The sequence below is a fragment of the Pseudomonas sp. B35(2017) genome (genome assembly GCF_002113645.1).
GTDB classification, from domain to species: Bacteria; Pseudomonadota; Gammaproteobacteria; order Pseudomonadales; family Pseudomonadaceae; genus Aquipseudomonas; species Aquipseudomonas ekonensis.
Genome location: NZ_NEIZ01000007.1, coordinates 205,056 through 224,471 on the forward strand (window position 1 = coordinate 205,056; position 19,416 = coordinate 224,471).

At 65.1% G+C, this 19,416-nt stretch carries 22 protein-coding genes; 10 read left to right on the plus strand and 12 right to left on the minus strand.

Features of this window, described 5'->3' with window-relative positions:
• Window positions 1-215: 215 nt before the first annotated feature.
• The 6 genes from hisB to CAG41_RS15330 all read left to right on the plus strand — a co-directional run bounded on the left by hisB (window position 216) and on the right by CAG41_RS15330 (window position 4,094).
• On the plus strand, window positions 216-809 hold the full coding sequence (gene hisB, locus CAG41_RS15305) for an imidazoleglycerol-phosphate dehydratase HisB (protein WP_085581847.1): 594 nt from the start codon (window positions 216-218) through the stop codon (window positions 807-809).
• Window positions 809-1,447, plus strand: a complete 639-nt coding sequence (hisH, locus tag CAG41_RS15310; RefSeq protein WP_085581846.1) for an imidazole glycerol phosphate synthase subunit HisH — start codon at window positions 809-811, stop codon at window positions 1,445-1,447. The genes hisB and hisH overlap by 1 nt, the downstream gene beginning before the upstream one ends.
• On the plus strand, window positions 1,448-1,705 hold the full coding sequence (locus CAG41_RS15315) for a DUF2164 domain-containing protein (protein ID WP_085581832.1): 258 nt from the start codon (window positions 1,448-1,450) through the stop codon (window positions 1,703-1,705).
• A 42-nt stretch (window positions 1,706-1,747) separates the two neighbouring features.
• Window positions 1,748-2,485, plus strand: a complete 738-nt coding sequence (gene hisA / locus CAG41_RS15320) for a 1-(5-phosphoribosyl)-5-[(5-phosphoribosylamino)methylideneamino]imidazole-4-carboxamide isomerase (RefSeq protein WP_085581830.1) — start codon at window positions 1,748-1,750, stop codon at window positions 2,483-2,485.
• 9 nt (window positions 2,486-2,494) lie between these two features.
• Window positions 2,495-3,265, plus strand: coding sequence for an imidazole glycerol phosphate synthase subunit HisF (hisF, locus tag CAG41_RS15325; protein ID WP_085581828.1), 771 nt, complete (start codon window positions 2,495-2,497; stop codon window positions 3,263-3,265).
• 73 nt (window positions 3,266-3,338) lie between these two features.
• Entirely contained in the window at window positions 3,339-4,094 is a 756-nt protein-coding gene (locus tag CAG41_RS15330) for an ABC transporter substrate-binding protein (protein ID WP_085581826.1), read from the plus strand.
• Here CAG41_RS15330 and CAG41_RS15335 read toward each other — a convergent pair.
• From CAG41_RS15335 to gpmI, 5 genes are all read right to left on the minus strand, one after another.
• Entirely contained in the window at window positions 4,075-5,454 is a 1,380-nt protein-coding gene (locus CAG41_RS15335; protein ID WP_085694888.1) for a Vps62-related protein, read from the minus strand. The genes CAG41_RS15330 and CAG41_RS15335 overlap by 20 nt on opposite strands.
• Window positions 5,455-5,569: 115 nt before the next feature.
• Entirely contained in the window at window positions 5,570-6,346 is a 777-nt protein-coding gene (locus tag CAG41_RS15340; protein ID WP_085581822.1) for a divergent polysaccharide deacetylase family protein, read from the minus strand.
• Window positions 6,347-6,348: 2 nt separating this feature from the next.
• A complete protein-coding gene (locus tag CAG41_RS15345; protein ID WP_085581819.1) occupies window positions 6,349-7,668 on the minus strand; it encodes a S41 family peptidase in 1,320 nt (439 codons plus the stop codon).
• Between the two features lie 31 nt (window positions 7,669-7,699).
• Window positions 7,700-8,992: a murein hydrolase activator EnvC gene (locus CAG41_RS15350; protein ID WP_085581817.1), complete on the minus strand. Its 1,293-nt coding sequence runs from the start codon at window positions 8,990-8,992 to the stop codon at window positions 7,700-7,702.
• Between the two features lie 252 nt (window positions 8,993-9,244).
• Window positions 9,245-10,774, minus strand: coding sequence for a 2,3-bisphosphoglycerate-independent phosphoglycerate mutase (gene gpmI, locus CAG41_RS15355; RefSeq protein ID WP_085581815.1), 1,530 nt, complete (start codon window positions 10,772-10,774; stop codon window positions 9,245-9,247).
• A 152-nt stretch (window positions 10,775-10,926) separates the two neighbouring features.
• Between gpmI and CAG41_RS15360 the strand changes: the two genes are divergently transcribed.
• From CAG41_RS15360 to secB, 3 genes are all read left to right on the plus strand, one after another.
• Complete coding sequence (locus tag CAG41_RS15360) at window positions 10,927-11,340, plus strand: rhodanese-like domain-containing protein (protein WP_085631986.1); 414 nt, start codon at window positions 10,927-10,929, stop codon at window positions 11,338-11,340.
• Window position 11,341: 1 nt separating this feature from the next.
• Window positions 11,342-11,596, plus strand: a complete 255-nt coding sequence (gene grxC / locus CAG41_RS15365) for a glutaredoxin 3 (protein ID WP_085581811.1) — start codon at window positions 11,342-11,344, stop codon at window positions 11,594-11,596.
• A gap of 61 nt (window positions 11,597-11,657) precedes the next feature.
• Entirely contained in the window at window positions 11,658-12,143 is a 486-nt protein-coding gene (gene secB, locus CAG41_RS15370; protein WP_085581809.1) for a protein-export chaperone SecB, read from the plus strand.
• Between the two features lie 185 nt (window positions 12,144-12,328).
• On the opposite strand, the gene CAG41_RS15375 is transcribed toward secB, so the two are convergent.
• A complete protein-coding gene (locus CAG41_RS15375; protein ID WP_085581807.1) occupies window positions 12,329-12,784 on the minus strand; it encodes a tRNA (cytidine(34)-2'-O)-methyltransferase in 456 nt (151 codons plus the stop codon).
• On the opposite strand from CAG41_RS15375, the gene CAG41_RS15380 reads away from it, so the two are divergent.
• Entirely contained in the window at window positions 12,783-13,223 is a 441-nt protein-coding gene (locus tag CAG41_RS15380) for a hypothetical protein (protein WP_085581805.1), read from the plus strand. The two genes, CAG41_RS15375 and CAG41_RS15380, sit on opposite strands and share 2 nt — an antisense overlap.
• 231 nt (window positions 13,224-13,454) lie before the next feature.
• On the opposite strand, the gene CAG41_RS28595 is transcribed toward CAG41_RS15380, so the two are convergent.
• The 6 genes from CAG41_RS28595 to glnA form a co-directional block, all read right to left on the minus strand.
• Window positions 13,455-13,679 (minus strand): hypothetical protein, encoded by a 225-nt coding sequence (locus CAG41_RS28595; protein ID WP_170930286.1) that lies wholly within the window; start codon window positions 13,677-13,679, stop codon window positions 13,455-13,457.
• A 69-nt stretch (window positions 13,680-13,748) separates the two neighbouring features.
• Window positions 13,749-15,185 carry a nitrogen regulation protein NR(I) gene (gene ntrC, locus CAG41_RS15390; RefSeq protein WP_085581804.1) on the minus strand — a complete coding sequence of 479 codons (1,437 nt, stop codon included), beginning with the start codon at window positions 15,183-15,185 and terminating at the stop codon, window positions 13,749-13,751.
• Entirely contained in the window at window positions 15,182-16,267 is a 1,086-nt protein-coding gene (gene glnL / locus CAG41_RS15395) for a nitrogen regulation protein NR(II) (protein ID WP_085581802.1), read from the minus strand. Before glnL ends, ntrC begins: the two co-directional genes overlap by 4 nt.
• A 230-nt stretch (window positions 16,268-16,497) precedes the next feature.
• On the minus strand, window positions 16,498-17,121 hold the full coding sequence (locus CAG41_RS15400; protein WP_085631988.1) for a DUF4124 domain-containing protein: 624 nt from the start codon (window positions 17,119-17,121) through the stop codon (window positions 16,498-16,500).
• Window positions 17,118-17,627 (minus strand): DUF4124 domain-containing protein, encoded by a 510-nt coding sequence (locus CAG41_RS15405; RefSeq protein ID WP_085707169.1) that lies wholly within the window; start codon window positions 17,625-17,627, stop codon window positions 17,118-17,120. Before CAG41_RS15405 ends, CAG41_RS15400 begins: the two co-directional genes overlap by 4 nt.
• Window positions 17,628-17,816: 189 nt before the next feature.
• Window positions 17,817-19,223, minus strand: coding sequence for a glutamate--ammonia ligase (gene glnA / locus CAG41_RS15410; RefSeq protein ID WP_085581796.1), 1,407 nt, complete (start codon window positions 19,221-19,223; stop codon window positions 17,817-17,819).
• Window positions 19,224-19,416 lie beyond the last annotated feature (193 nt).

Genomic DNA, 19,416 nt, shown 5'->3' on the forward strand with positions numbered 1-19,416 from the left:
GGCCGCAGACCGTTTGGGGCCGCTGCGCACCCCGGCGGGAGCAAGCTCCCTCGCCACGCCGACCTGTCCCGCATCCGCAATGGCTTGTATGGACATGTCTACCCGCGACAGCCGGGCGTCCTGTCCGTCAGTCATCTCACCTCCTGTGTTTCTGTTTCCCGCCCGCGCCCCTATAATGGCTGCCTTTTTCGCCCAATGATTTTGCGGAGCTGGTGATGGCCGAACGTAAGGCGTCTGTCGAGCGCGACACTCTGGAAACCCAGATCAAAGCCTCGATCAACCTTGATGGCACCGGAAAGGCCCGATTCGATATCGGCGTGCCTTTTCTTGAGCACATGCTGGATCAGATCGCCCGTCACGGGTTGATCGACCTCGACATCGAGTGCAAGGGCGACCTGCATATCGACGACCACCACACCGTCGAAGACGTCGGCATCACCCTCGGCCAGGCGTTCACCCAGGCCATCGGCGACAAGAAAGGCATCCGCCGCTACGGCCACGCCTACGTGCCGCTCGACGAAGCGCTGTCGCGCGTGGTGATCGACTTCTCCGGCCGTCCGGGCCTGCAGATGCACGTGCCGTACACCCGCGCCACCGTCGGCGGCTTCGACGTCGACCTGTTCCAGGAATTCTTCCAGGGCTTCGTCAACCACGCCAACGTCACCCTGCACATCGACAACCTGCGCGGGCACAACACCCACCACCAGATCGAGACCGTGTTCAAGGCCTTCGGCCGCGCGCTGCGCATGGCCGTGGAACTGGACGACCGCATGGCCGGGCAGATGCCATCGACCAAGGGCGTGCTGTAATGCAGACAGTGGCGGTTATCGATTACGGCATGGGCAACCTGCACTCGGTGGCCAAGGCCCTCGAGCACGTCGGCGCCGGCAAGGTGCTGATCACCAGCGACGCGGACGTGATCCGCGAAGCCGACCGGGTGGTGTTTCCCGGCGTCGGCGCGATCCGCGACTGCATGGCGGAGATCCGTCGCCTGGGGTTCGATTCGCTGGTGCGCGAGGTCAGCCAGGACCGTCCGTTCCTCGGCATCTGCGTCGGCATGCAGGCCTTGCTCGACACGAGCGAAGAGAACGACGGCGTCGACTGCATCGGCCTGTTCCCGGGCGCGGTGAAGTTCTTCGGCAAGGACCTGCATGAGGACGGCGAGCACCTGAAGGTGCCGCACATGGGCTGGAACGAAGTGAAGCAGTCGGTGGACCACCCGCTGTGGCACAACATTCCGGACCTGGCGCGGTTCTACTTCGTGCACAGCTACTACATCGCCGCCGGCAACGCGCGGCAGGTGGTGGGCAGCGGCCATTACGGCGTCGATTTCGCGGCGGCGCTGGCCGAAGGCTCGCGCTTCGCCGTGCAGTTCCACCCCGAGAAGAGCCATACCCACGGCCTGCAATTGCTGCAGAACTTCGCGGCGTGGGACGGTCGCTGGTAAATGGCCGTCAAGAAGAAACCGCCGATCCTCACCCTCACGCCCGAACAGGAGAGTGAGGCCAGCCGCAAGATCCAGCGGTTCATGGAGGACCGTTTCGAACTGGACCTGGGTTCGTTCGAGGCGGCGGAGATTCTTGACCTGTTTACCCGTGAAATCGCACCGCACTATTACAACAGGGCGATCTTCGATGTGCAGACCCACCTCAAGGAGCGGTTTGAAAGCATCGAAAGCGACCTGTGGGCGCTCGAGAAAAACTGATTCCCGAGCCAAGCTGAACATTCAAATCTGAAGGTTTGCCAGATGCTGATTATTCCCGCTATCGATCTTAAAGACGGTGCCTGCGTACGTCTGCGCCAGGGCCGCATGGAAGATTCCACGGTGTTCTCCGATGACCCGGTGAGCATGGCTGCCAAGTGGGTGGAGGGCGGCTGCCGCCGTCTGCATCTGGTCGACCTGAACGGCGCCTTCGAAGGCCAGCCGGTCAACGGCGAAGTGGTCACCGCCATCGCCAAACGCTACCCGAACCTGCCGATCCAGATCGGCGGCGGCATCCGCTCCCTGGAAACCATCGAGCACTACGTCAAGGCCGGCGTGAGCTACGTGATCATCGGCACCAAGGCCGTGAAGGAGCCTGAGTTCGTCGCCGAGGCCTGCCGTGCGTTTCCGGGCAAGGTGATCGTCGGCCTCGACGCCAAGGACGGCTTCGTCGCCACCGACGGCTGGGCCGAAGTCAGCAGCGTGCAGGTGATCGACCTGGCCAAGCGTTTCGAAGCCGACGGCGTGTCCGCCATCGTCTACACCGACATCGCCAAAGACGGCATGATGCAGGGCTGCAACGTGCCGTTCACCGCCGCCTTGGCAGCAGCCACGAAGATCCCGGTGATCGCCTCCGGCGGCATCCACAACCTGGGTGACATCAAGTCGCTGCTCGACGCGAAAGCGCCGGGCATCATCGGCGCCATCACCGGCCGGGCGATCTACGAAGGCACCCTCGACGTCGCAGAGGCCCAGGCCTTCTGCGATTCGTACAAAGGCTGAGGACTGACCATGGCGCTGGCCAAACGCATCATCCCTTGCCTGGACGTGGACAACGGCCGGGTGGTCAAGGGCGTGAAGTTCGAAAACATCCGTGACGCCGGCGACCCGGTGGAGATCGCCCGCCGCTACGACGAGCAGGGCGCGGACGAGATCACCTTCCTCGACATCACCGCCAGCGTCGACGGCCGTGACACCACGCTGCACACCGTCGAGCGCATGGCCAGCCAGGTGTTCATCCCGCTGACCGTGGGCGGCGGCGTGCGCACCGTGCAGGACATCCGCAACCTGCTCAACGCCGGCGCCGACAAGGTGTCGATCAACACCGCGGCGGTGTTCAACCCGGAATTCGTCGGCGAAGCGGCCGAGCACTTCGGCTCGCAGTGCATCGTCGTCGCCATCGACGCCAAGAAGGTGTCCGGCCCGGGCGAGGCCCCGCGCTGGGAGATCTTCACCCACGGCGGCCGCAAGCCGACCGGCCTCGACGCGGTCGAGTGGGCGAAGAAGATGGAAGGCCTGGGGGCCGGCGAGATCCTGCTGACCAGCATGGACCAGGACGGCATGAAGAACGGCTTCGACCTGGGCGTGACCCGTGCCATCAGCGATGCCCTGAACATCCCGGTGATCGCCTCCGGCGGCGTCGGCAACCTGCAGCACCTGGCCGACGGCATCCTCGAAGGCCACGCCAGCGCGGTGCTGGCGGCGAGCATCTTCCACTTCGGCGAATACACCGTGCAGGAAGCCAAGGCCTACATGGCCCATCGCGGCATCGTGATGCGCTAAGCCGTACAGGCCAGTGGACAGCATGGCGTGCTCAGGGCACTCTTGAACACGCCATGGATTCCGGTAGCCCGACATGATCAAACGCCTGCTTCTCGTCCTCGCCAGCGCTTCGGTGTTGCTGTTCAACACGGCCCGGGCCGAGGACAGTCCCGACACCGGTCTGGTGCTCCTCACCGAAAACTTCCCGCCGTACAACATGGCGAAGAACGGCAAGAACTTCGCCCAGGACGAGAACATCGACGGCATCGCCACGGACATCGTGCGCGAGATGTTCAAGCGGGCCGGCCTCACCTACAGCCTGACCCTGCGCTTCCCCTGGGAGCGGGTCTACAAGCTGGCGCTGGAGAATCCCGGTTACGGTGCGTTCGTGATGGCGCGGCTGCCTGACCGCGAACGGCTGTTCAAATGGGTCGGCCCCATCGGCCCGGACGACTGGATCATGCTGGCCCGGGCTGACAGCAAGATCACCCTCGAAACCCTGAACGACGCGCGCAAGTACAAGATCGGCGCCTACAAAGGCGATGCGATCGCGGAGACCCTGACCAAGCAAGGCCTGAAGCCGACCGTGGTGCTGCGCGATCAGGACAACGCGAAGAAACTGGTGAACGGCCAGATCGACCTGTGGGCCACCGGCGACCCTGCCGGGCGCTACCTGGCCCGCCAGGACGGCGTGACCGGCCTCAAGACCGTGCTGCGCTTCAACAGCGCCCAGCTGTACCTGGCGCTGAACAAGGAAGTGCCGGACGAAACGGTCGCCCGGCTCCAGGCCGCCCTGGATCAGATGCGCAAGGACGGCGTGGTCGACGAGATCATGGGACGGTATCTGTAACGTCCGTCACGTCCGTAACATCTGCCGGCGAGGGCTGTTCGGTGGCCGGCTTGTCCGCCGGAGCAGGAGCCGGCGCAGGAACCGGCGACGGGATCGGAGGGCAGACGAACACCGTCTCTTGCGGCGAGTGTTCGCAGAGGTGCAAGCGGTTGCCATCGGTGTAGCTGACGGTGTCGGTCACCGGCGTGCCGTCTTCGCGCAGCAGCGTGAAGTTGCTCTGCACCAGGTAGACCGCGATGGATTTCTGCCCGGCGGCGAGCGTGATGACATCAAGGGGACGGTCATTGGGCCACTCGTTCGCTTGCGCGCCGCACTGGACGAAGTCTTCGTCCAGCCTCGCCGAAAACCGCAAAGGTGCCGGCTCCGCCGTCGGCCATTGGCGGCCGAACTCAACCGTCGTCAGTTCCGCGAATGCCCGCAGGTGCTCGGCCCTTTGCGCGCGGGGCGCGGTCCATCTGAACGTCCTGCCTTGGCTTTCCGTGTTGTGGCCATAGCCGATGAGCATGTACTGATCCGTCCTTTCCAGTCGGTAGCTGGGCGAGCGGCGCAGCTGTTCGAGGGGCGACAGCAAGGGATCCTTGACCGTGAACCAGGGCAGCCTGGCCGTGTGGGTGAGCTTGGCCGGCTCCACCGGCGGGGCCGGCGGCTCTCCGGTCAGTTGGGGCGCTGTCGGCTGGGGGCTGACCTGAAGCGGAACCGGCAGGCGCAACGAATAGGCCACGCTGCCCAGCTCCGGCCGGTCGTAGCTGCCGTCGGCGGCAAAGGTGCCGGGCGCCAGGTGGATCTCCCCGGACGGGGCATGGGGCGGCGTGATGCGCCAGGCGCTGAATTTGTGCCTGGAGCCGCTGCCCTTGTCGTTCCAGATCAGCTCGTCGACCCGCGATGCGATCACCAGGTCGGCCCGCACGCAGCGGACGGCGTTGAGCGAAGGCTTTTCGTGATCGTTGGTGCACACCGATCCCAGCGCGACGTAGCCTTGCGCAGGAATCGGGCGCCACAGCGCGCCGTCTATCTTCGATTTCGTGCCCTTGTCGTTCCAGATCAGCTCGTAGTCCACAGGCTGGCTCAGTGCGTTGGCTTGAGCCGGATCCTTGGTGTGCGCATCCGCTTCGCAGACCACGGCCACTACGCGTTTGCCGTTGATGTTGTCGAAGTCAGTGGCGACCACATCGCCCAGCGGAAAATAGCCGGGCAGCAGGTCCGGGGCCGGCGCAGGGCGCCAGAAGGCGGCGGGTTTGGCCCGTGAGCCCCGGGTGTCCCAGACCCGGTAGAACTCGGTCGCGAAGTTGATCAGCAGGTTGTCGAATCGCAGGGGTTGCATTGGCCGGGTCGGCAATGCGGTGTCTTCGTGTGTGTTCATGAAAGGTCCTGATGGTGAAAGGCGACCCAAGGGGGCCGCGGCCTGTTGCAGGCTTCACTATCGGGAATCGCGGGGGACGTCTGGCGGTAGCCGGGTATCGCGCGGGCAAGACGGTTCAGCGGTAGACGCCGTCCTTGCCGTGGGCCGCCGTGGCGCGGTTGCCGCGCACGCTGATCATCTGGCGGATGTCGATCCACTCGATGCCCTGGGCTTTGAGCTTGGGCAGTTCGCGCTCCAGCACGGCCAGGGTCTGGGGATACGGATGGCCGATCATCACCGCCGAGCCCTGTTTGCGCGCCAGGCTGATCGCCGTCTGCAACTGGGTGAAGATGGCGGCCTCGGTGCGTTCGTCATCGAGGAACACATCCCGCGAGACGCTGGCCAGGCCGATCTTCTGCGCCTGCTGCGCCGCCACGGTCTGGGCGCTGGTGCGGCTGTCGACGAAGAACTTGTGGCGGCGCTGCAATTCCTCCATCAGCCACGCCATGGCCGCCGGCTGCGCGGTCATGCGGCTGCCCATGTGGTTGTTGATGCCGGCGGTGTAGGGCACCTGCCGGAAGGCGGCGTCGAGGCGCCGGGCCAGTTCTTCGACAGGCAGTTCGGGGTGCCAGGCGAACGGCCCGGTGGCCGGATCCATGGGCATGTGCAGGATCACGGTCTTGCCGGCGCGGTGGGCTTCGCGGGCGAATTCGGTGGCGTGCGGGGTGTCCGGCATGATCGCCGCCGTCACGGGGCCGGGCAGGGCGAGGACGCGGCGATCCCGGGGCAGGCTCTGCCCCAGGTCGTCGATGATCAGGCTCAGGTAGGCCTTGTGGGGCACCGGTCCGGCAGACTCCGCGTGAGCGGCGCCCGCCAGGCAGCACAACAGGACGAGGATGAAGCGCAGACCCATCCTCAACGGCCGGAGGTGATGCTCAGCCCTTTGAGCAGGCTCAGGGCCTGGGCCAACTGGTAATCGTCATCCTGCGGCATCGCCTTGGCCTTGCCGCCGGAACCGCTCGGACGGTCGGCGCCGCCGTTGCCGTTGCCCAGGTGGCCCTGCAGGTCGGCTTCCTTGAAGTAGTCGCCGTCGGCCTCGTTGGTGATCTTGGCCTTGCGCACTTCGATGTCCGGCACGATGCCCTGGGCCTGGATCGAGCGGCCGTTGGGGGTGAAGTACAGCGCGGTGGTGATCTTCAGCGCCCGGTCGTTGTTCAGCGGCAGCACGGTCTGCACCGAGCCCTTGCCGAAACTGGTGGTGCCCATGACCACGGCGCGCTTCTGGTCCTGCAGGGCGCCGGCGACGATCTCCGAGGCCGAGGCGCTGCCGCCGTTGATCAGCACCACCATCGGCACCGCTTCGCTTTCGTCCTTGCCGGTGGCGGAGAAGCGCAGCTCGGAGTTGGCGATCCGGCCCTTGGTGTAGACGATCAGGCCCTTGGTGATGAAGTGGTCGACCACTTCCACCGCCGCTTGCAGCACGCCGCCCGGGTTGTTGCGCAGGTCGAGGACGATGCCGTTGAGCTTCTTGCCGTTGTCCTTGCGCAGCTTGGCCAGGGCCTTGGAGACTTCCTCGCCGGTCTTGACCTGGAACTGGGTGATGCGGATCAGGCCGTAGCCGGATTCGAGCAGCTGCGCCTTGACGCTCTTGACCTGGATGACCGCGCGGGCCAGGGTCACGTCGAACGGCGTGCCGCCGTCGCGCACCAGGGTCAGGGTGATCTTCTGGCCGATCTTGCCGCGCATCTTGTCCACGGCTTCGGTCATGCTCTGGCCGCGGGTCGGCTGGCCGTTGATCTTGACGATGAAGTCGCCGGCCTGGATGCCGGCCTTGGACGCCGGGGTGTCGTCGATCGGCGACACGACCTTGATGAAGCCGTCTTCGGCGCCGACCTCGATGCCCAGGCCGCCGAATTCGCCGCTGGTGCTTTCCTGCAGTTCGGCGAAGTCTTCAGGCCCCAGGTAGGCGGAGTGCGGGTCGAGGTTGCTGAGCATGCCCTTGATCGCGTTCTCCAGCAGGGTCTTGTCGTCCACCGGCTCGACATAGGCGGCCTTGATCCGGTCCATGACCTCGGCGAAGGTGCGCAGCTCCTCCAGCGGCAGCGGTGCCTTGGCGGTGGCGGCGGTGCCTGCCGGAGCGACGGCCGGGGCCGGCTGGGCGGCGAACGCCAGGGGCGCGCCGATCACCAGGGCGATCGTCAGGGCCAGCGAGGTAAGGCGGGACAGATGCAGCATGTCGAACGGACTCCTGAATTAGGCGGCGCGCTTATCCTTGCGCGCGGCACCATTGCGCCGGATCACTGGGGTGACCCTGCTGACGAATTGCGAAATACAGCGCCGGCGTGTCCTGGCCGCCACTGTTGCCCACAGTGGAGATGGACTCGCCGGCCTTGACCACATCGCCCGCCGACTTGAGCAGCGTCTGGTTGTGGCCGTAAAGGCTCAGAAAACCGTTGCCGTGATCGAGGATCACCAGCAGGCCCGCGCCCCGCAGCCAGTCGGCGAACACCACGCGTCCGCCGTGCACGGCATGCACCTGGCTGCCGGCGGAGGCGCTGATCATCACGCCGTCCCACTTGGTGCGGGCGTCGTCGCCGCGGGTTTCGCCGAAGCGCGCCAACAGTCGACCATCGACCGGCCACGGAAGTTTTCCCCGGGTGGCGGCAAACGGGCCGCCGAAGGTTTCGCCGCTGCTGGAGACCAGCGCGCCGGGCGTCGGCCGGGCCGGCTTGCGCGGGGCATCGCTGTCGTCCGCCGCTGCCTGGGCCTCACGCAACCGCTTTTTTTCGGCTTCCTGCTGGGCGATCAGCGCTTTCTGCCGCGCTTCTTCTGCCTCTCGGGCCTGGCGGGCCAGGGTTTCCTCAATGGTTTTAAGGACTTTAGACAGGTCTGCCTGATCCTGCTCGCGGGCCGCGAGCTTCTGATCCCGGGCCTTCACGTCGTCGTTGAGCTTGGCCAGGACCTGCTGGCGTTCCTTGCGCACCTTGTCGAGCTCGTCGCGCCGGGTGTCCAGGTCGCTCTTCTGCACCAGCAGCTGCGCTTGCTGCAGGCCGATGTCCTTTTCGACGTTGGCCAGCTGGCGCAGGGTTTCGTTGAAATTCTTCAGCTGCTCCAGGCGGGCCTGGCTCAGGTAGTCGTAATAGGTGAGGGTGCGGGCGAACTTCTCGGGGTTCTGCTGGTTGAGCAGCAGCTTGAGGTACTCCTGACGGCCGTTCTGGTAGGCCGCCCGGGCCTGGATGGCGATCAGTCGCTGCTGTTCAGTGCGCGCGCTCTGGAGTTTTTTTTTCTCCGCATCGAGCCGTTGCAGCTCGGATTCGCTTTTCTTCAGCTCTTTCTGCAGGGCGTCGACTTCTTTTTCGAGCTTGCCCATCTCGGTCTCGGTGCCCTTGAGCTCTTTCTGCACGCCGGACTTCTCTTCCTGGAGCTTGCCCAGCATTTTCTTCAGCTCGGCGATGTCCTGACGCGTGGCGTCCAACTGCTGTTGGGTTTGCGCGCGCTCGTCAGCGAAGGCCGGTTGGAGCAGGCAGGTCAGAGCGAGGGCGATCAGGAGGCGAAGCATAGGGGCGGGCGGCACCAGGGAAAGGGACGGCCTAGTATGCCCGCCCGACGCTGCAAAAAAAACGCCCAAATGGGGTTGTGTGATAACTGGAGCGGGCGTCCGGGCCGAATCCATTTCGAAAACTCCATGAACGGCTGTGGGAGCGGGCCGGCCCGCGATGGCGTCCGATCATTCAACATAGCTGTTGGCTGTCAGGTCGCCATTGCGGGCCAGCGCGCTCCCACAGGGTCTTGCGGTGTTCCGTGGCCGGGGTCAGACCAGGATCGAGGTGCCGGTCATTTCCGCCGGCTTCTCCAGGTTCAGCAGCTTGAGCATGGTCGGCGCCACGTCCGCCAGCACGCCGCCTTCGCGCACCTTGAGGTCACGCTTGCCGACATAGATGAACGGCACCGGCTCGGTGGTGTGGGCGGTGTGGGCCTGGCCGGTGGATTCGTCGGCCATCTGCTCGACGTTGCCGTGGTCGGCGGTGATCAGCGCCTCGCCGCCGACCTTCTCCAGGGCGTCGACGATGCGGCCGACGCAGGTGTCCAGGCATTCCACGGCCTTGACCGCCGCCTCGAACACGCCGCTGTGGCCGACCATGTCGCCGTTGGCGTAGTTGACCACGATCACGTCGTAGCGCTGCTGCTCGATGGCCTCGACGATGCGGTCGGTGACCTCCGGCGCGCTCATCTCAGGCTGCAGGTCGTAGGTGGCGACCTTCGGCGACGGGATCAGGATGCGTTCTTCGCCGGGGAACGGCTCTTCGCGGCCGCCGGAGAAGAAGAACGTCACGTGGGCGTACTTCTCGGTTTCGGCGATGCGCAGTTGGGTCTTGCCGTTTTTCGCCAGGTAGTCGCCCAGCACGTTGTCCAGGCTGCCGGGGGCGAAGGCCGACGGCGCAGGGATGCTGGCGGCGTATTGGGTCAACATCACGTAGCCGGCCAGTTTCGGCTGGCGGGCGCGGTCGAATTCCTTGAAGCCGTCTTCGACGAACACCCGGGACAGCTCGCGGGCGCGGTCGGCGCGGAAGTTCATGAACACCACAGCGTCGCCGTCCTCGACCTTCACCGGCTCGCCGATGGTGGTGGCCTTGACGAACTCGTCGCTCTCGCCGCGCTCGTAGGCGGCCTGCAGGCCTTCCTGGGCGGTGGCGGCGTGGAATTCGGCCTGGCCGTCGACGATCAGGTTGTAGGCGGCGGCCACGCGATCCCAGCGGTTGTCGCGGTCCATCGCGTAGTAGCGGCCGACGAGGCTGGCGATGCGGCCCTTGCCGAGGGCCTGGAAGGTCGCGTCGAGCAGTTCGATGGACGACTGGGCGCTCTTGGGCGGGGTGTCGCGGCCGTCGAGGAAGGCGTGCAGGTAGATCTTTTCGGCGCCGCGCTTGAAGGCAAGCTCAGCCATCGCCACCAGGTGGTCCTGATGGCTGTGCACGCCGCCGTCGGACAGCAGGCCCATGAAGTGCACGGCCTTGCCGGCGGCCACGGCCTTGTCCACGGCGGCGCAGATGACCGGGTTCTCGAAGAACTCGCCGTCGCGGATCGCCTTGGTCACACGGGTGAAGTCCTGGTACACCACGCGGCCGGCGCCCAGATTCATATGGCCGACTTCGGAGTTGCCCATCTGGCCGTCCGGCAGGCCGACGTCCATGCCGCTGCCCGAGATCAAGCCGTTCGGCACCGTGGCCCACAGGCGATCCAGCACAGGCTTCCTGGCCGCGTAGACGGCGTTGGACTCGGGGCTGTCGCTGTGACCGAAGCCGTCGAGAATCATCAGGACCAAAGGTTTGGGCGTGGTAGTCATGGAATCCACTCTGGCGAAAGTTAGAGGAAGCGATGAAAAAGGGAGTAGGAGTTTAAAGCCAAGTTCCGCCGGCGTCACCGCCGGACGGGGTTTGGCCCACCATACCGGCTGTGTATACTGGCCGACATTTTAATGCCCTGGAACCTCCTTCGATGGTTGCTCACCTGATTGAATTTGCCACTAACCACTACATTCTTGTCGGTATCTTCGTCGTACTGCTGGCATTGCTGATCGCCCACACGATGCAGGGCGGCGGCAAGAGCCTGAGCACCGGCGAGCTGACCGCGCTGGTCAACAAGGAAGCGGGCGTGGTGGTGGATATCCGTCCGAGCAAGGAATACGCCGCCGGCCACATCGTCGGTGCCGTGAACATCCCCCAGGACAAGCTGGCCGCCCGCGTCGGCGAGCTGGAGAAGCACAAGGCCAAGACCATCATCCTGGTCGATGCCCTGGGCCAGACCGCCGGCACCCACGCCCGCGAACTGATGAAGGCCGGCTTCACCGCCGCCAAGCTGTCCGGCGGCATCTCCAGCTGGAAAGGCGACAACCTGCCGCTGGTGAAGTGACATGAGCGACGTCGTCGTCTATTCCAGCGATTACTGCCCCTACTGCTCGCGGGCCAAGCATTTGCTGGCGAGCAAAGGCGTGGCCTTCGATGAGATCAAGGTGGATGGCAAACCGCAGGTGCGCGCCGAGATGGCCCAGAAGGCGGGGCGCACGTCCGTGCCGCAGATCTGGATCGGCGGCAAGCACGTCGGCGGTTGCGACGATTTGTACGCCCTGGAGCGCGCCGGCAAGCTCGACGCGCTGCTCAAGGCCTGAACTGCTGCACGCTTCGCCGAAACAAGAACCCTAAAAGACCCGAGATCAGAAAGGATCTGAGATGACTGACCAACAGAACACTGCAGCCAGCGAAGAAGAAACCGCACCGCAATTCTCCCTGCAGCGCATCTATGTGCGCGACCTGTCCTTCGAGGCCCCGAAAAGCCCGGCGATCTTCCGCCAGCAGTGGGACCCGAGCGTCGCGCTGGATCTGAACACCCGCCAGAAGGCCCTGGAAGGCGACTTCTACGAAGTCGTGCTGACCCTGTCGGTGACCGTGAAGAACGGTGAGGAAGTGGCGTTCATCGCCGAAGTGCAGCAGGCCGGCATCTTCCTGATCAAGAACCTGGATGCGGGTTCGATGAGCCACACCCTGGGCGCGTTCTGCCCGAACATCCTGTTCCCGTACGCCCGCGAAGCCCTGGACAGCCTGGTGACCCGCGGTTCGTTCCCGGCCCTGATGCTGGCTCCGGTGAACTTCGACGCCCTGTACGCGCAGGAAGTGCAGCGCATGCAGGAAGCCGGCGAGGCTCCGACCGTTCAGTAAGCGGTCACGCAACATCCCTGTGGGAGCGGGCTTGCCTGCGAACGCGGTCTGTCAGAGGACATCGATGTCGCCTGACACGGCGCATTCGCGGGCAAGCCCGCTCCCACAATCGTTTTGAGGTGGACACAGAGGCTGTGTTCAGCCGAGCCCCTGTGGGAGCCAGCCTGCTGGAGATGGCGTCAGTGTCAGTTGAAGCCGTTCTGCCGCCACGCTTCGTAGACGGCCACCGCCACGGTGTTGGACAGGTTCAGGCTGCGGCAGCCTTCGCGCATCGGCAGGCGCAGGCGATGGCCGGCGGGCAGCGCGTCCAGCACTTCCGGCGGCAGGCCCCGGCTTTCCGGGCCGAACAGGAACGCGTCGCCCGGGGCGAACGCCACGTCGTGAAACGGCTGCGATCCCTTGGTGGTGAATGCGAACAGGCGGGGCTGGCCCAGGCTTTCCAGGCAACTGGCCAGGTCGGCATGGCGCTGCAGGGTGGCATACTCGTGGTAGTCGAGACCGGCGCGGCGCAGGCGCTTGTCGTCCATCTCGAAGCCCAGCGGTTCGATCAGATGCAGGTGGCAGCCGCTGTTGGCGCACAGCCTGATAACGTTGCCGGTGTTCGGCGGAATTTCCGGTTGGAAAAGGATGACGTGAAACATGCACGGCTCCGAAGGTAAAGATGACGCGCATTCTACGCCGCAAGCGGATCCGCGTTCGAAACTATTCCCGCGGGTGATGGGGTCGCTGGCGATCTTCGGCGTGATGGTCGGCCTGATGATCGGTCGCCTGACCACGCCTGACCCCAGCGTGCTGCAGCAGGTGGACGTGATCGACGGCGGTCTGGTGGTGTGGTTCAACAACGAGCCGAAACTGCACGGCGAAGTCGTCGATGGTTCGCTGGCGCTGCTGTTCGGCGCCGAGGGCAAACCGCAGAAGGGGCAACTCAAGCTCAACGGCAAGGACGTGAACTGGCGAACGCGCCTGAGCGACGGCGGCCTGCTGCTGACCTTGGTGGCGGCCCGGCCGCTGCAGGGCGACTGGGCCGCCAGCGAGGTCGATGACCGCTGGCGGCTGGAGATCCACTTGCGAGAGCAATAAAAGAGGGAATCCCCGGCCTGCCTGTACCAAGGTTCCCGAAAGGGGCGGGCCGGTCGCAAGGGCGACGGGCCCGGCGTAAAGAAGGAACCCCTGACCTGCCTGTATCAAGGGCCCCAAAGCGGCAGGATCCGACGCATGGGCGGTGCGGATCCGGATTAAAGAGGGGAATCCCCGGCCTGCCTGTACCAAGGTCCCCGAAACCGGGTGGGTGAATCGAATCACCTGAGAGGGTTATTGCAGGGCGCGTGCCAGGTTTTCTTCTCTTGAAACAAAATTATTGCGACAGAAGCTGAAAGCCCCGGAATCCGGGGCTTTTGCGTGTTCGGGGATGGAATTCCGGAGGTTGCCCGGTGCAAAGGCAAGCGGCTGGCCCTGCGCGGTTGCGGGTCGGGGTGCATCGTTGCGGTGCACGCCGGGCTGAAAAGCATCGCGGGCAGTCTCGCTCCACAGGCGCATGCATTTCACCTGTGGGAGCGAGCCTGCCCGCGATTGGATTGATCGTGCAGCGAAGATCGTGAGGCTCGATCAGCCCTCATCCCCCTCGTCTTCATCCCCGCCGTCGACCTTCATCCCCAGCTCCTTGATCTTGCGCGTCAGGGTGTTGCGCCCCCAGCCCAGCAGGACGGCGGCATCGCGGCGGCGGCCGGCGGTGTGCTTGAGCGCGGTCTCGATCATGATCCGCTCGAACGCCGGCACGGCGCTGTCGAGCAGGCTCGACTGGCCCCGGGCCAGGGCCTGGTCCGCCCACTGGCGCAGGGCCTGCTCCCAGTTGGTCACCGGCGCCGAGTCCTGCGGCAGGCTCAGCAGTTCCGGCGGCAAGTCGCTGATGTGCACCTCGCGTCCGGAGGCCATCACGGTGATCCAGCGGCAGGTGTTCTCCAGTTGGCGCACGTTACCCGGCCACGGCAGGTTCTTGAGGTATTCCTCGGTTTCGTTCTTGAGCAGCTTCGGCTCCACCGCCAGTTCCTGCGCGGCGCGGCTGAGGAAGTGCCGGGCCAGGGTCGGGATGTCTTCGCGACGGTCCGACAGGCGCGGAATGTGGATGCGGATCACGTTGAGGCGGTGGAACAGGTCTTCGCGGAACTTGCCGGCGTGCACCAGGGTTTCCAGGTTCTGGTGGGTCGCGGCGATGATCCGCACGTCGACCTTGACCGGCACGTGGCCGCCGACGCGGTAGAACTCGCCGTCGGCCAGCACCCGCAGCAGGCGCGTCTGGGTGTCGGCCGGCATGTCACCGATCTCGTCGAGGAACAGCGTGCCGCCGTCGGCCTGCTCGAAGCGCCCGCGGCGCAGGTTGGCCGCGCCGGTGAACGCGCCTTTCTCGTGGCCGAACAGTTCGGATTCCATCAGGTCCTTGGGGATCGCCGCCATGTTCAGGGCGATGAACGGCGCGGTCGCGCGCGGGCTGTGGCGGTGCAGCGCGTGGGCCACCAGCTCCTTGCCGGTGCCGGATTCGCCGTTGATCAGCACGGTGATGTTGGAGTGGCTCAGGCGGCCGATGGCGCGGAACACCTCCTGCATCGCCGGCGCTTCGCCGATGATCTCCGGGGTGCGGGCCAGCGACGGCGCCGCTTCCAGGCCTTGCTGCTCCTGGGCGTGCTGGTTGGCGCGCTTGACCAGCGACACCGCTTCATCGACGTCGAACGGCTTGGGCAGGTATTCGAACGCGCCGCCCTGATAGGAGGCGACGGCGCTGTCCAGGTCCGAGTGGGCGGTCATGATGATGACCGGCAGGCGCGGGTGCTGCTCGCGGATCCGCGCCAGCAGGTCCAGGCCGCTGGCGCCGGGCATGCGGATGTCGGAAATGATCACGTCCGGCTGCTGGCGGGCCAGGCGGCTCATCACGCCGTCGGCGCTGTCGAAGCTCTGGGTGGTCATGCCTTCCTGTTGCAGGGCTTTTTCGAGGACCCAGCGGATAGAACGGTCGTCATCGACGATCCACACGGTTTCACTACGGCTCATGTCGATGTGGCTCCTTGTTCCAGTGGCAGAAAGATCGAGAACGTGGTGTGGCCGGGGTGGCTGTCGCACTCGATCAGGCCCTGGTGCTGGCTGATGATGTTCTGGGTGATGGCCAGGCCCAGCCCGGTGCCGTCCGGGCGGCCGCTGACCATGGGAAAGAAAAGGGTTTCCTGGAGTTCCGCCGGGATGCCGGGGCCGTTGTCGATGATCTCGATCTTGGTCACCAGGCGGTGGCGCACGTGGCCGATGGTGAACTGGCGCATGGTGCGGGTGCGCAGGGTGATGCGGCCCAGGCGCAGTTCGTTCTGGCTGCCGATGGCCTGCATGGCGTTGCGCACGATGTTCAGCACGGCCTGGATCATCTGTTCGCGGTCGATCAGGACGTCGGGAATGCTCGGGTCGTAGTCGCGCACCAGCGTGATGCAGCCCTGGCTTTCGGCCTCGACCAGCTGGCTGACCCGCTCCAGCACTTCGTGGACGTTGCACAGCGCCAGCGACGGCAGCTTGTTGGAGCCGAGCATGCGGTCCACCAGATTGCGCAGGCGGTCGGCCTCTTCGATGATCACGTTGGTGTAGTCGCGCAGGCTGTCTTCCGGCAGTTCGCGGGCCAGCAACTGGGCGGCGCCGCGGATGCCGCCGAGGGGGTTCTTGATCTCGTGGGCCAGGCCGCGCACCAGCATCTTGCTGGTTTCCTGCTTGGACAGCTGGGCCTCTTCCTTGGTGATCCGCAGCAGGCGGTCGCGAGGATGGACCTCCAGCAACAGCAGGGTCGTGCCGTTGCTCAGGATCGGCGTCACCGCGTAGTCCACCGTCAGGGTCTGGCCGGTGAGGGCGGTGAGCATCGCTTCGCGCTTGGTGAACGGATGCGCCTGCTCCACCGCCTGGCGCAGCGAGTTGAGCGCCTCGGTGGACTCGGTGAACAGCTCGCTGATGAACTGGCCATGGCTGCGCTGGCCGCTGGTGGCCAGCAGCATCTCCGCCGCCGGGTTCATGTACTCGAGGCGCAGTTCGTCGTCGAGCAGCAGCGTGGCGGTGGTCAGGTTGTCGAGCAACAAGCGATGCAGTGCGTCACTGATGGTCATGAGGACCTCTTTTGGAGCATGGCGCGCGCAGGGATAAAGCGCTGATGCGGGGAAAATGCAAAAACCAAACCAAGGCTCCGAAAAGAAGCGTCCGACGCCTGAAACGGGCGTTTGACGCTCGCTTGCGTGGCATTCCCTGCGCGTTGACGGGAAGAATCGAACCAAAATGGGTTGGAATGTGAGTAAGGTGCAGACTGTTGCACCAATATAGTGCGCAATGCGCGAGGGCGTTAGAAGAACCGCAGGAAAGGGTTTTTCGGTTCGGGGGGCTTGTCCTTGAGCGGGCACTCGGGGCGCACGCCGTAGTCGTCCTTCGCGCAGGGTTTGACCTGGCGCTTCTGCGCCAGGGATATCCGCTGCATGTGGAACGGCTGGTTGGCGGTGCGCTCGACGGTGCGTCCCTGGCCGTCGAGGATTTCCACCGACAGGTTGTGGCTGCCGCGGTCGATGTCGCTCAGCGGGAACACCGGACTGGGGCCGGGTTCGCCGGTGGCCTGGCCGTCCAGCAGCAGGCGGTAGCGGTGGCCCGGTTGCAGGCCGGGCTCGCTGGTGACGCTGACGATCAGCTCGCCGGCGCTGCTGCGGATGGTCGCGTCCGGTTCGGGGATCAGCACCCGCAGCATGTCGTAGCGGAACGCCGGCGGCTCCGGCGCCGGGTTTTTCGGACCGCTGGATGGGGTGCCGACGGATGTGGCCGGCATGCGGTTGCTGGTGGTCAATTGAACCCGCTTGGCGTTGCCCCGCGGCTGATCGGTGTAGACGCGGTTGCCCTGGGCATCGGTGTAGGTGAACACCTCGGCCGATGCGCCGAACGCGATCAGCGTCAGGCAGAGGGCGAGCAGCGGGCGGATCATGGCTTGTGCACCCGCTGCACGGTGAAGGTCACCGGCGGGCTCTGCTGGATCACCGACTGGCCGTCGATCACCTGCACCGCGAGGCGGTGCTCGCCCCGATCCACGTTCACCAACTGCAGGGTCGGCAGGTTGCTGGGCTGGCCGTAGGGTTCGTCATCGAGCAGCAGCCGCAACTGGTGCGGCGGCCTCAGGCGCGGCTTGATCAGCACGCCGACGGTGAAGGTGCCGTTGTTGGCGCGCAGGGCCTCTTCGTTGGGCAGGCCGGTCAGCTCCAGGGTTTCATACGCGCTGCGGGCGGGTTCGCGCGTGGCCGCATCCGCGGGCGGTGCGGCGGGCGGTTGGGCTCCGACCTGGTTGAGCGGCGGCAGCTCCACCGGCTGCGACGGCACGTCCTGCGGGGAATGGTCGCTGTAGACCGTGTGGCCGTTGGTGTCGGTGTACTTGTAGATCTGCGCGGCGGCGGGCAGGGCGATCAGCAGCAGGAGACAAAGGAAGGTACGACCCATGGCATCGACCGGATTCGAAAGCGATGGGGTGCAGCATAGGCCAGTCGCGGCGGTTGGCCCAATCCGGGACATGTCCTGGCGCAATTCCCTGTGGGAGCGAGCCTGCTGGAGGGTGTCGTCGGGGCAACAAAAAAGGCCTCCCGAAGGAGGCCTCTCTTGTGTCGCGCCGCGCGGGGCGGCGCCACCGGATCAGCAGCTGTAGTACAGCTCATATTCCAGTGGGTGCACGAAGGTGCGGACCTTGATTTCCTCTTCGGACTTCAGCGCGATGTAGGCGTCGATGAAGTCGTCGGAGAACACGCCGCCCTTGGTCAGGAACGCGCGGCCCTTGTCCAGCTCTTCCAGGGCTTCCTTCAGGCTGCCGCACACCTGCGGGATCTCTTTCGCCTCTTCAGGCGGCAGGTCGTACAGGTTCTTGTCGGCGGCGTCGCCTGGGTGGATCTTGTTCTGGATACCGTCGAGGCCAGCCATCAGCAGCGCTGCGAAGGCCAGGTACGGGTTGGCGGCCGGATCCGGGAAACGGGCTTCGATACGACGGCCGCGAGGGCTGTTGACGTAAGGAATGCGGATCGAGGCGGAACGGTTGCGGGCCGAGTAGGCCAGCATCACCGGGGCTTCGAAGCCTGGCACCAGACGCTTGTAGGAGTTGGTGGCCGGGTTGGTGAAGCCGTTCAGGGCCTTACCGTGCTTGATGATGCCGCCGATGAAGTACAGGGCGGTGTCGGACAGGCCGGCATAGCCTTCGCCGGCGAAGGTGTTCTTGCCGTCTTTGGCGATGGACATGTGCACGTGCATGCCCGAGCCGTTGTCGCCGTACAGCGGCTTCGGCATGAAGGTCGCGGTGCGGCCGTAGGCGTCGGCAACGTTGTGCACGACGTATTTCAGGGTCTGAACTTCGTCAGCTTTTTTCACCAGGGTGTTGAACTTGACACCGATTTCGTTCTGGCCGGCGGTCGCCACTTCGTGGTGGTGGACTTCGACGGTCTGGCCCATTTCTTCCAGGGCGTTGCACATTGCGGTGCGGATTTCGTGGTCGTGGTCGAACGGCGGAACCGGGAAGTAGCCGCCCTTGATGCCTGGACGGTGGCCTTTGTTGCCGCCTTCCACGTCCTGGTCGGACATCCACGAGCCTTGCTCGGAGTAGATCTTGAACATCGAGCCGGAGATGTCGGACTTGAACTTCACTTCGTCGAAGATGAAGAACTCGGGCTCTGGACCTGCGAACACGGTGTCGCCGATGCCGGTGGACTTCAGGTATTCCTCGGCGCGGCGGGCGATGGCGCGCGGGTCGCGGTCGTAGCCCTGCATGGTCGAAGGTTCGATGATGTCGCACACCAGGATCAGGGTCGGCTCTTCGGTGAACGGATCCAGGACGGCGGTTTCGTCGTCCGGCATCAGGATCATGTCGGAGGCTTCGATGCCTTTCCAGCCAGCGATGGAGGAACCGTCGAACATCTTGCCGACTTCGAAGAAGTCATCTTCCAGCGCATCGCGAGCCGGCATGGTCACGTGGTGCTGAGTGCCTTTGGTGTCCGTGAAGCGCAGATCAATCCACTTGACGTCATGATCTTTGATGAGTTGAACCGACTTCGACATAGTGTCCTCCGGGTGGCTTAGGGCGGTAATGGATGCCCTTCTGTATTGGTGATGCCGGCGCGAATACTCTGCCAAGGCAACCTGCCTCACAAGGGAGCAAATTGCATGCCAGTGCCCCAGCATGGGTTTTTTGCCCCAAATTCACGCTTATAAAGGTGCAGGGCGCCGAAACGGCGAAAATCCCGCCCTCTAA

Bases quoted from the DNA above. Each gene is read 5' to 3' on its own strand.
- grxC (WP_085581811.1), top strand. From the start codon at position 11,342: ATGAGCGACGTCGTCGTCTATTCCAGCGATTACTGCCCCTACTGCTCG.
- hisF (WP_085581828.1), top strand. From the start codon at position 2,495: ATGGCGCTGGCCAAACGCATCATCCCTTGCCTGGACGTGGACAACGGC.
- glnL (WP_085581802.1), bottom strand. From the start codon at position 16,267: ATGACCATCAGTGACGCACTGCATCGCTTGTTGCTCGACAACCTGACC.
- CAG41_RS15380 (WP_085581805.1), top strand. From the start codon at position 12,783: ATGCACGGCTCCGAAGGTAAAGATGACGCGCATTCTACGCCGCAAGCG.
- hisB (WP_085581847.1), top strand. From the start codon at position 216: ATGGCCGAACGTAAGGCGTCTGTCGAGCGCGACACTCTGGAAACCCAG.
- CAG41_RS15350 (WP_085581817.1), bottom strand. From the start codon at position 8,992: ATGCTTCGCCTCCTGATCGCCCTCGCTCTGACCTGCCTGCTCCAACCG.
- CAG41_RS15405 (WP_085707169.1), bottom strand. From the start codon at position 17,627: ATGGGTCGTACCTTCCTTTGTCTCCTGCTGCTGATCGCCCTGCCCGCC.
- hisH (WP_085581846.1), top strand. From the start codon at position 809: ATGCAGACAGTGGCGGTTATCGATTACGGCATGGGCAACCTGCACTCG.
- CAG41_RS15400 (WP_085631988.1), bottom strand. From the start codon at position 17,121: ATGATCCGCCCGCTGCTCGCCCTCTGCCTGACGCTGATCGCGTTCGGC.
- hisA (WP_085581830.1), top strand. From the start codon at position 1,748: ATGCTGATTATTCCCGCTATCGATCTTAAAGACGGTGCCTGCGTACGT.
- glnA (WP_085581796.1), bottom strand. From the start codon at position 19,223: ATGTCGAAGTCGGTTCAACTCATCAAAGATCATGACGTCAAGTGGATT.
- ntrC (WP_085581804.1), bottom strand. From the start codon at position 15,185: ATGAGCCGTAGTGAAACCGTGTGGATCGTCGATGACGACCGTTCTATC.
- CAG41_RS15340 (WP_085581822.1), bottom strand. From the start codon at position 6,346: ATGGGTCTGCGCTTCATCCTCGTCCTGTTGTGCTGCCTGGCGGGCGCC.
- gpmI (WP_085581815.1), bottom strand. From the start codon at position 10,774: ATGACTACCACGCCCAAACCTTTGGTCCTGATGATTCTCGACGGCTTC.
- CAG41_RS28595 (WP_170930286.1), bottom strand. From the start codon at position 13,679: ATGCGCCTGTGGAGCGAGACTGCCCGCGATGCTTTTCAGCCCGGCGTG.
- CAG41_RS15375 (WP_085581807.1), bottom strand. From the start codon at position 12,784: ATGTTTCACGTCATCCTTTTCCAACCGGAAATTCCGCCGAACACCGGC.
- CAG41_RS15330 (WP_085581826.1), top strand. From the start codon at position 3,339: ATGATCAAACGCCTGCTTCTCGTCCTCGCCAGCGCTTCGGTGTTGCTG.
- secB (WP_085581809.1), top strand. From the start codon at position 11,658: ATGACTGACCAACAGAACACTGCAGCCAGCGAAGAAGAAACCGCACCG.
- CAG41_RS15335 (WP_085694888.1), bottom strand. From the start codon at position 5,454: ATGAACACACACGAAGACACCGCATTGCCGACCCGGCCAATGCAACCC.
- CAG41_RS15360 (WP_085631986.1), top strand. From the start codon at position 10,927: ATGGTTGCTCACCTGATTGAATTTGCCACTAACCACTACATTCTTGTC.
- CAG41_RS15345 (WP_085581819.1), bottom strand. From the start codon at position 7,668: ATGCTGCATCTGTCCCGCCTTACCTCGCTGGCCCTGACGATCGCCCTG.
- CAG41_RS15315 (WP_085581832.1), top strand. From the start codon at position 1,448: ATGGCCGTCAAGAAGAAACCGCCGATCCTCACCCTCACGCCCGAACAG.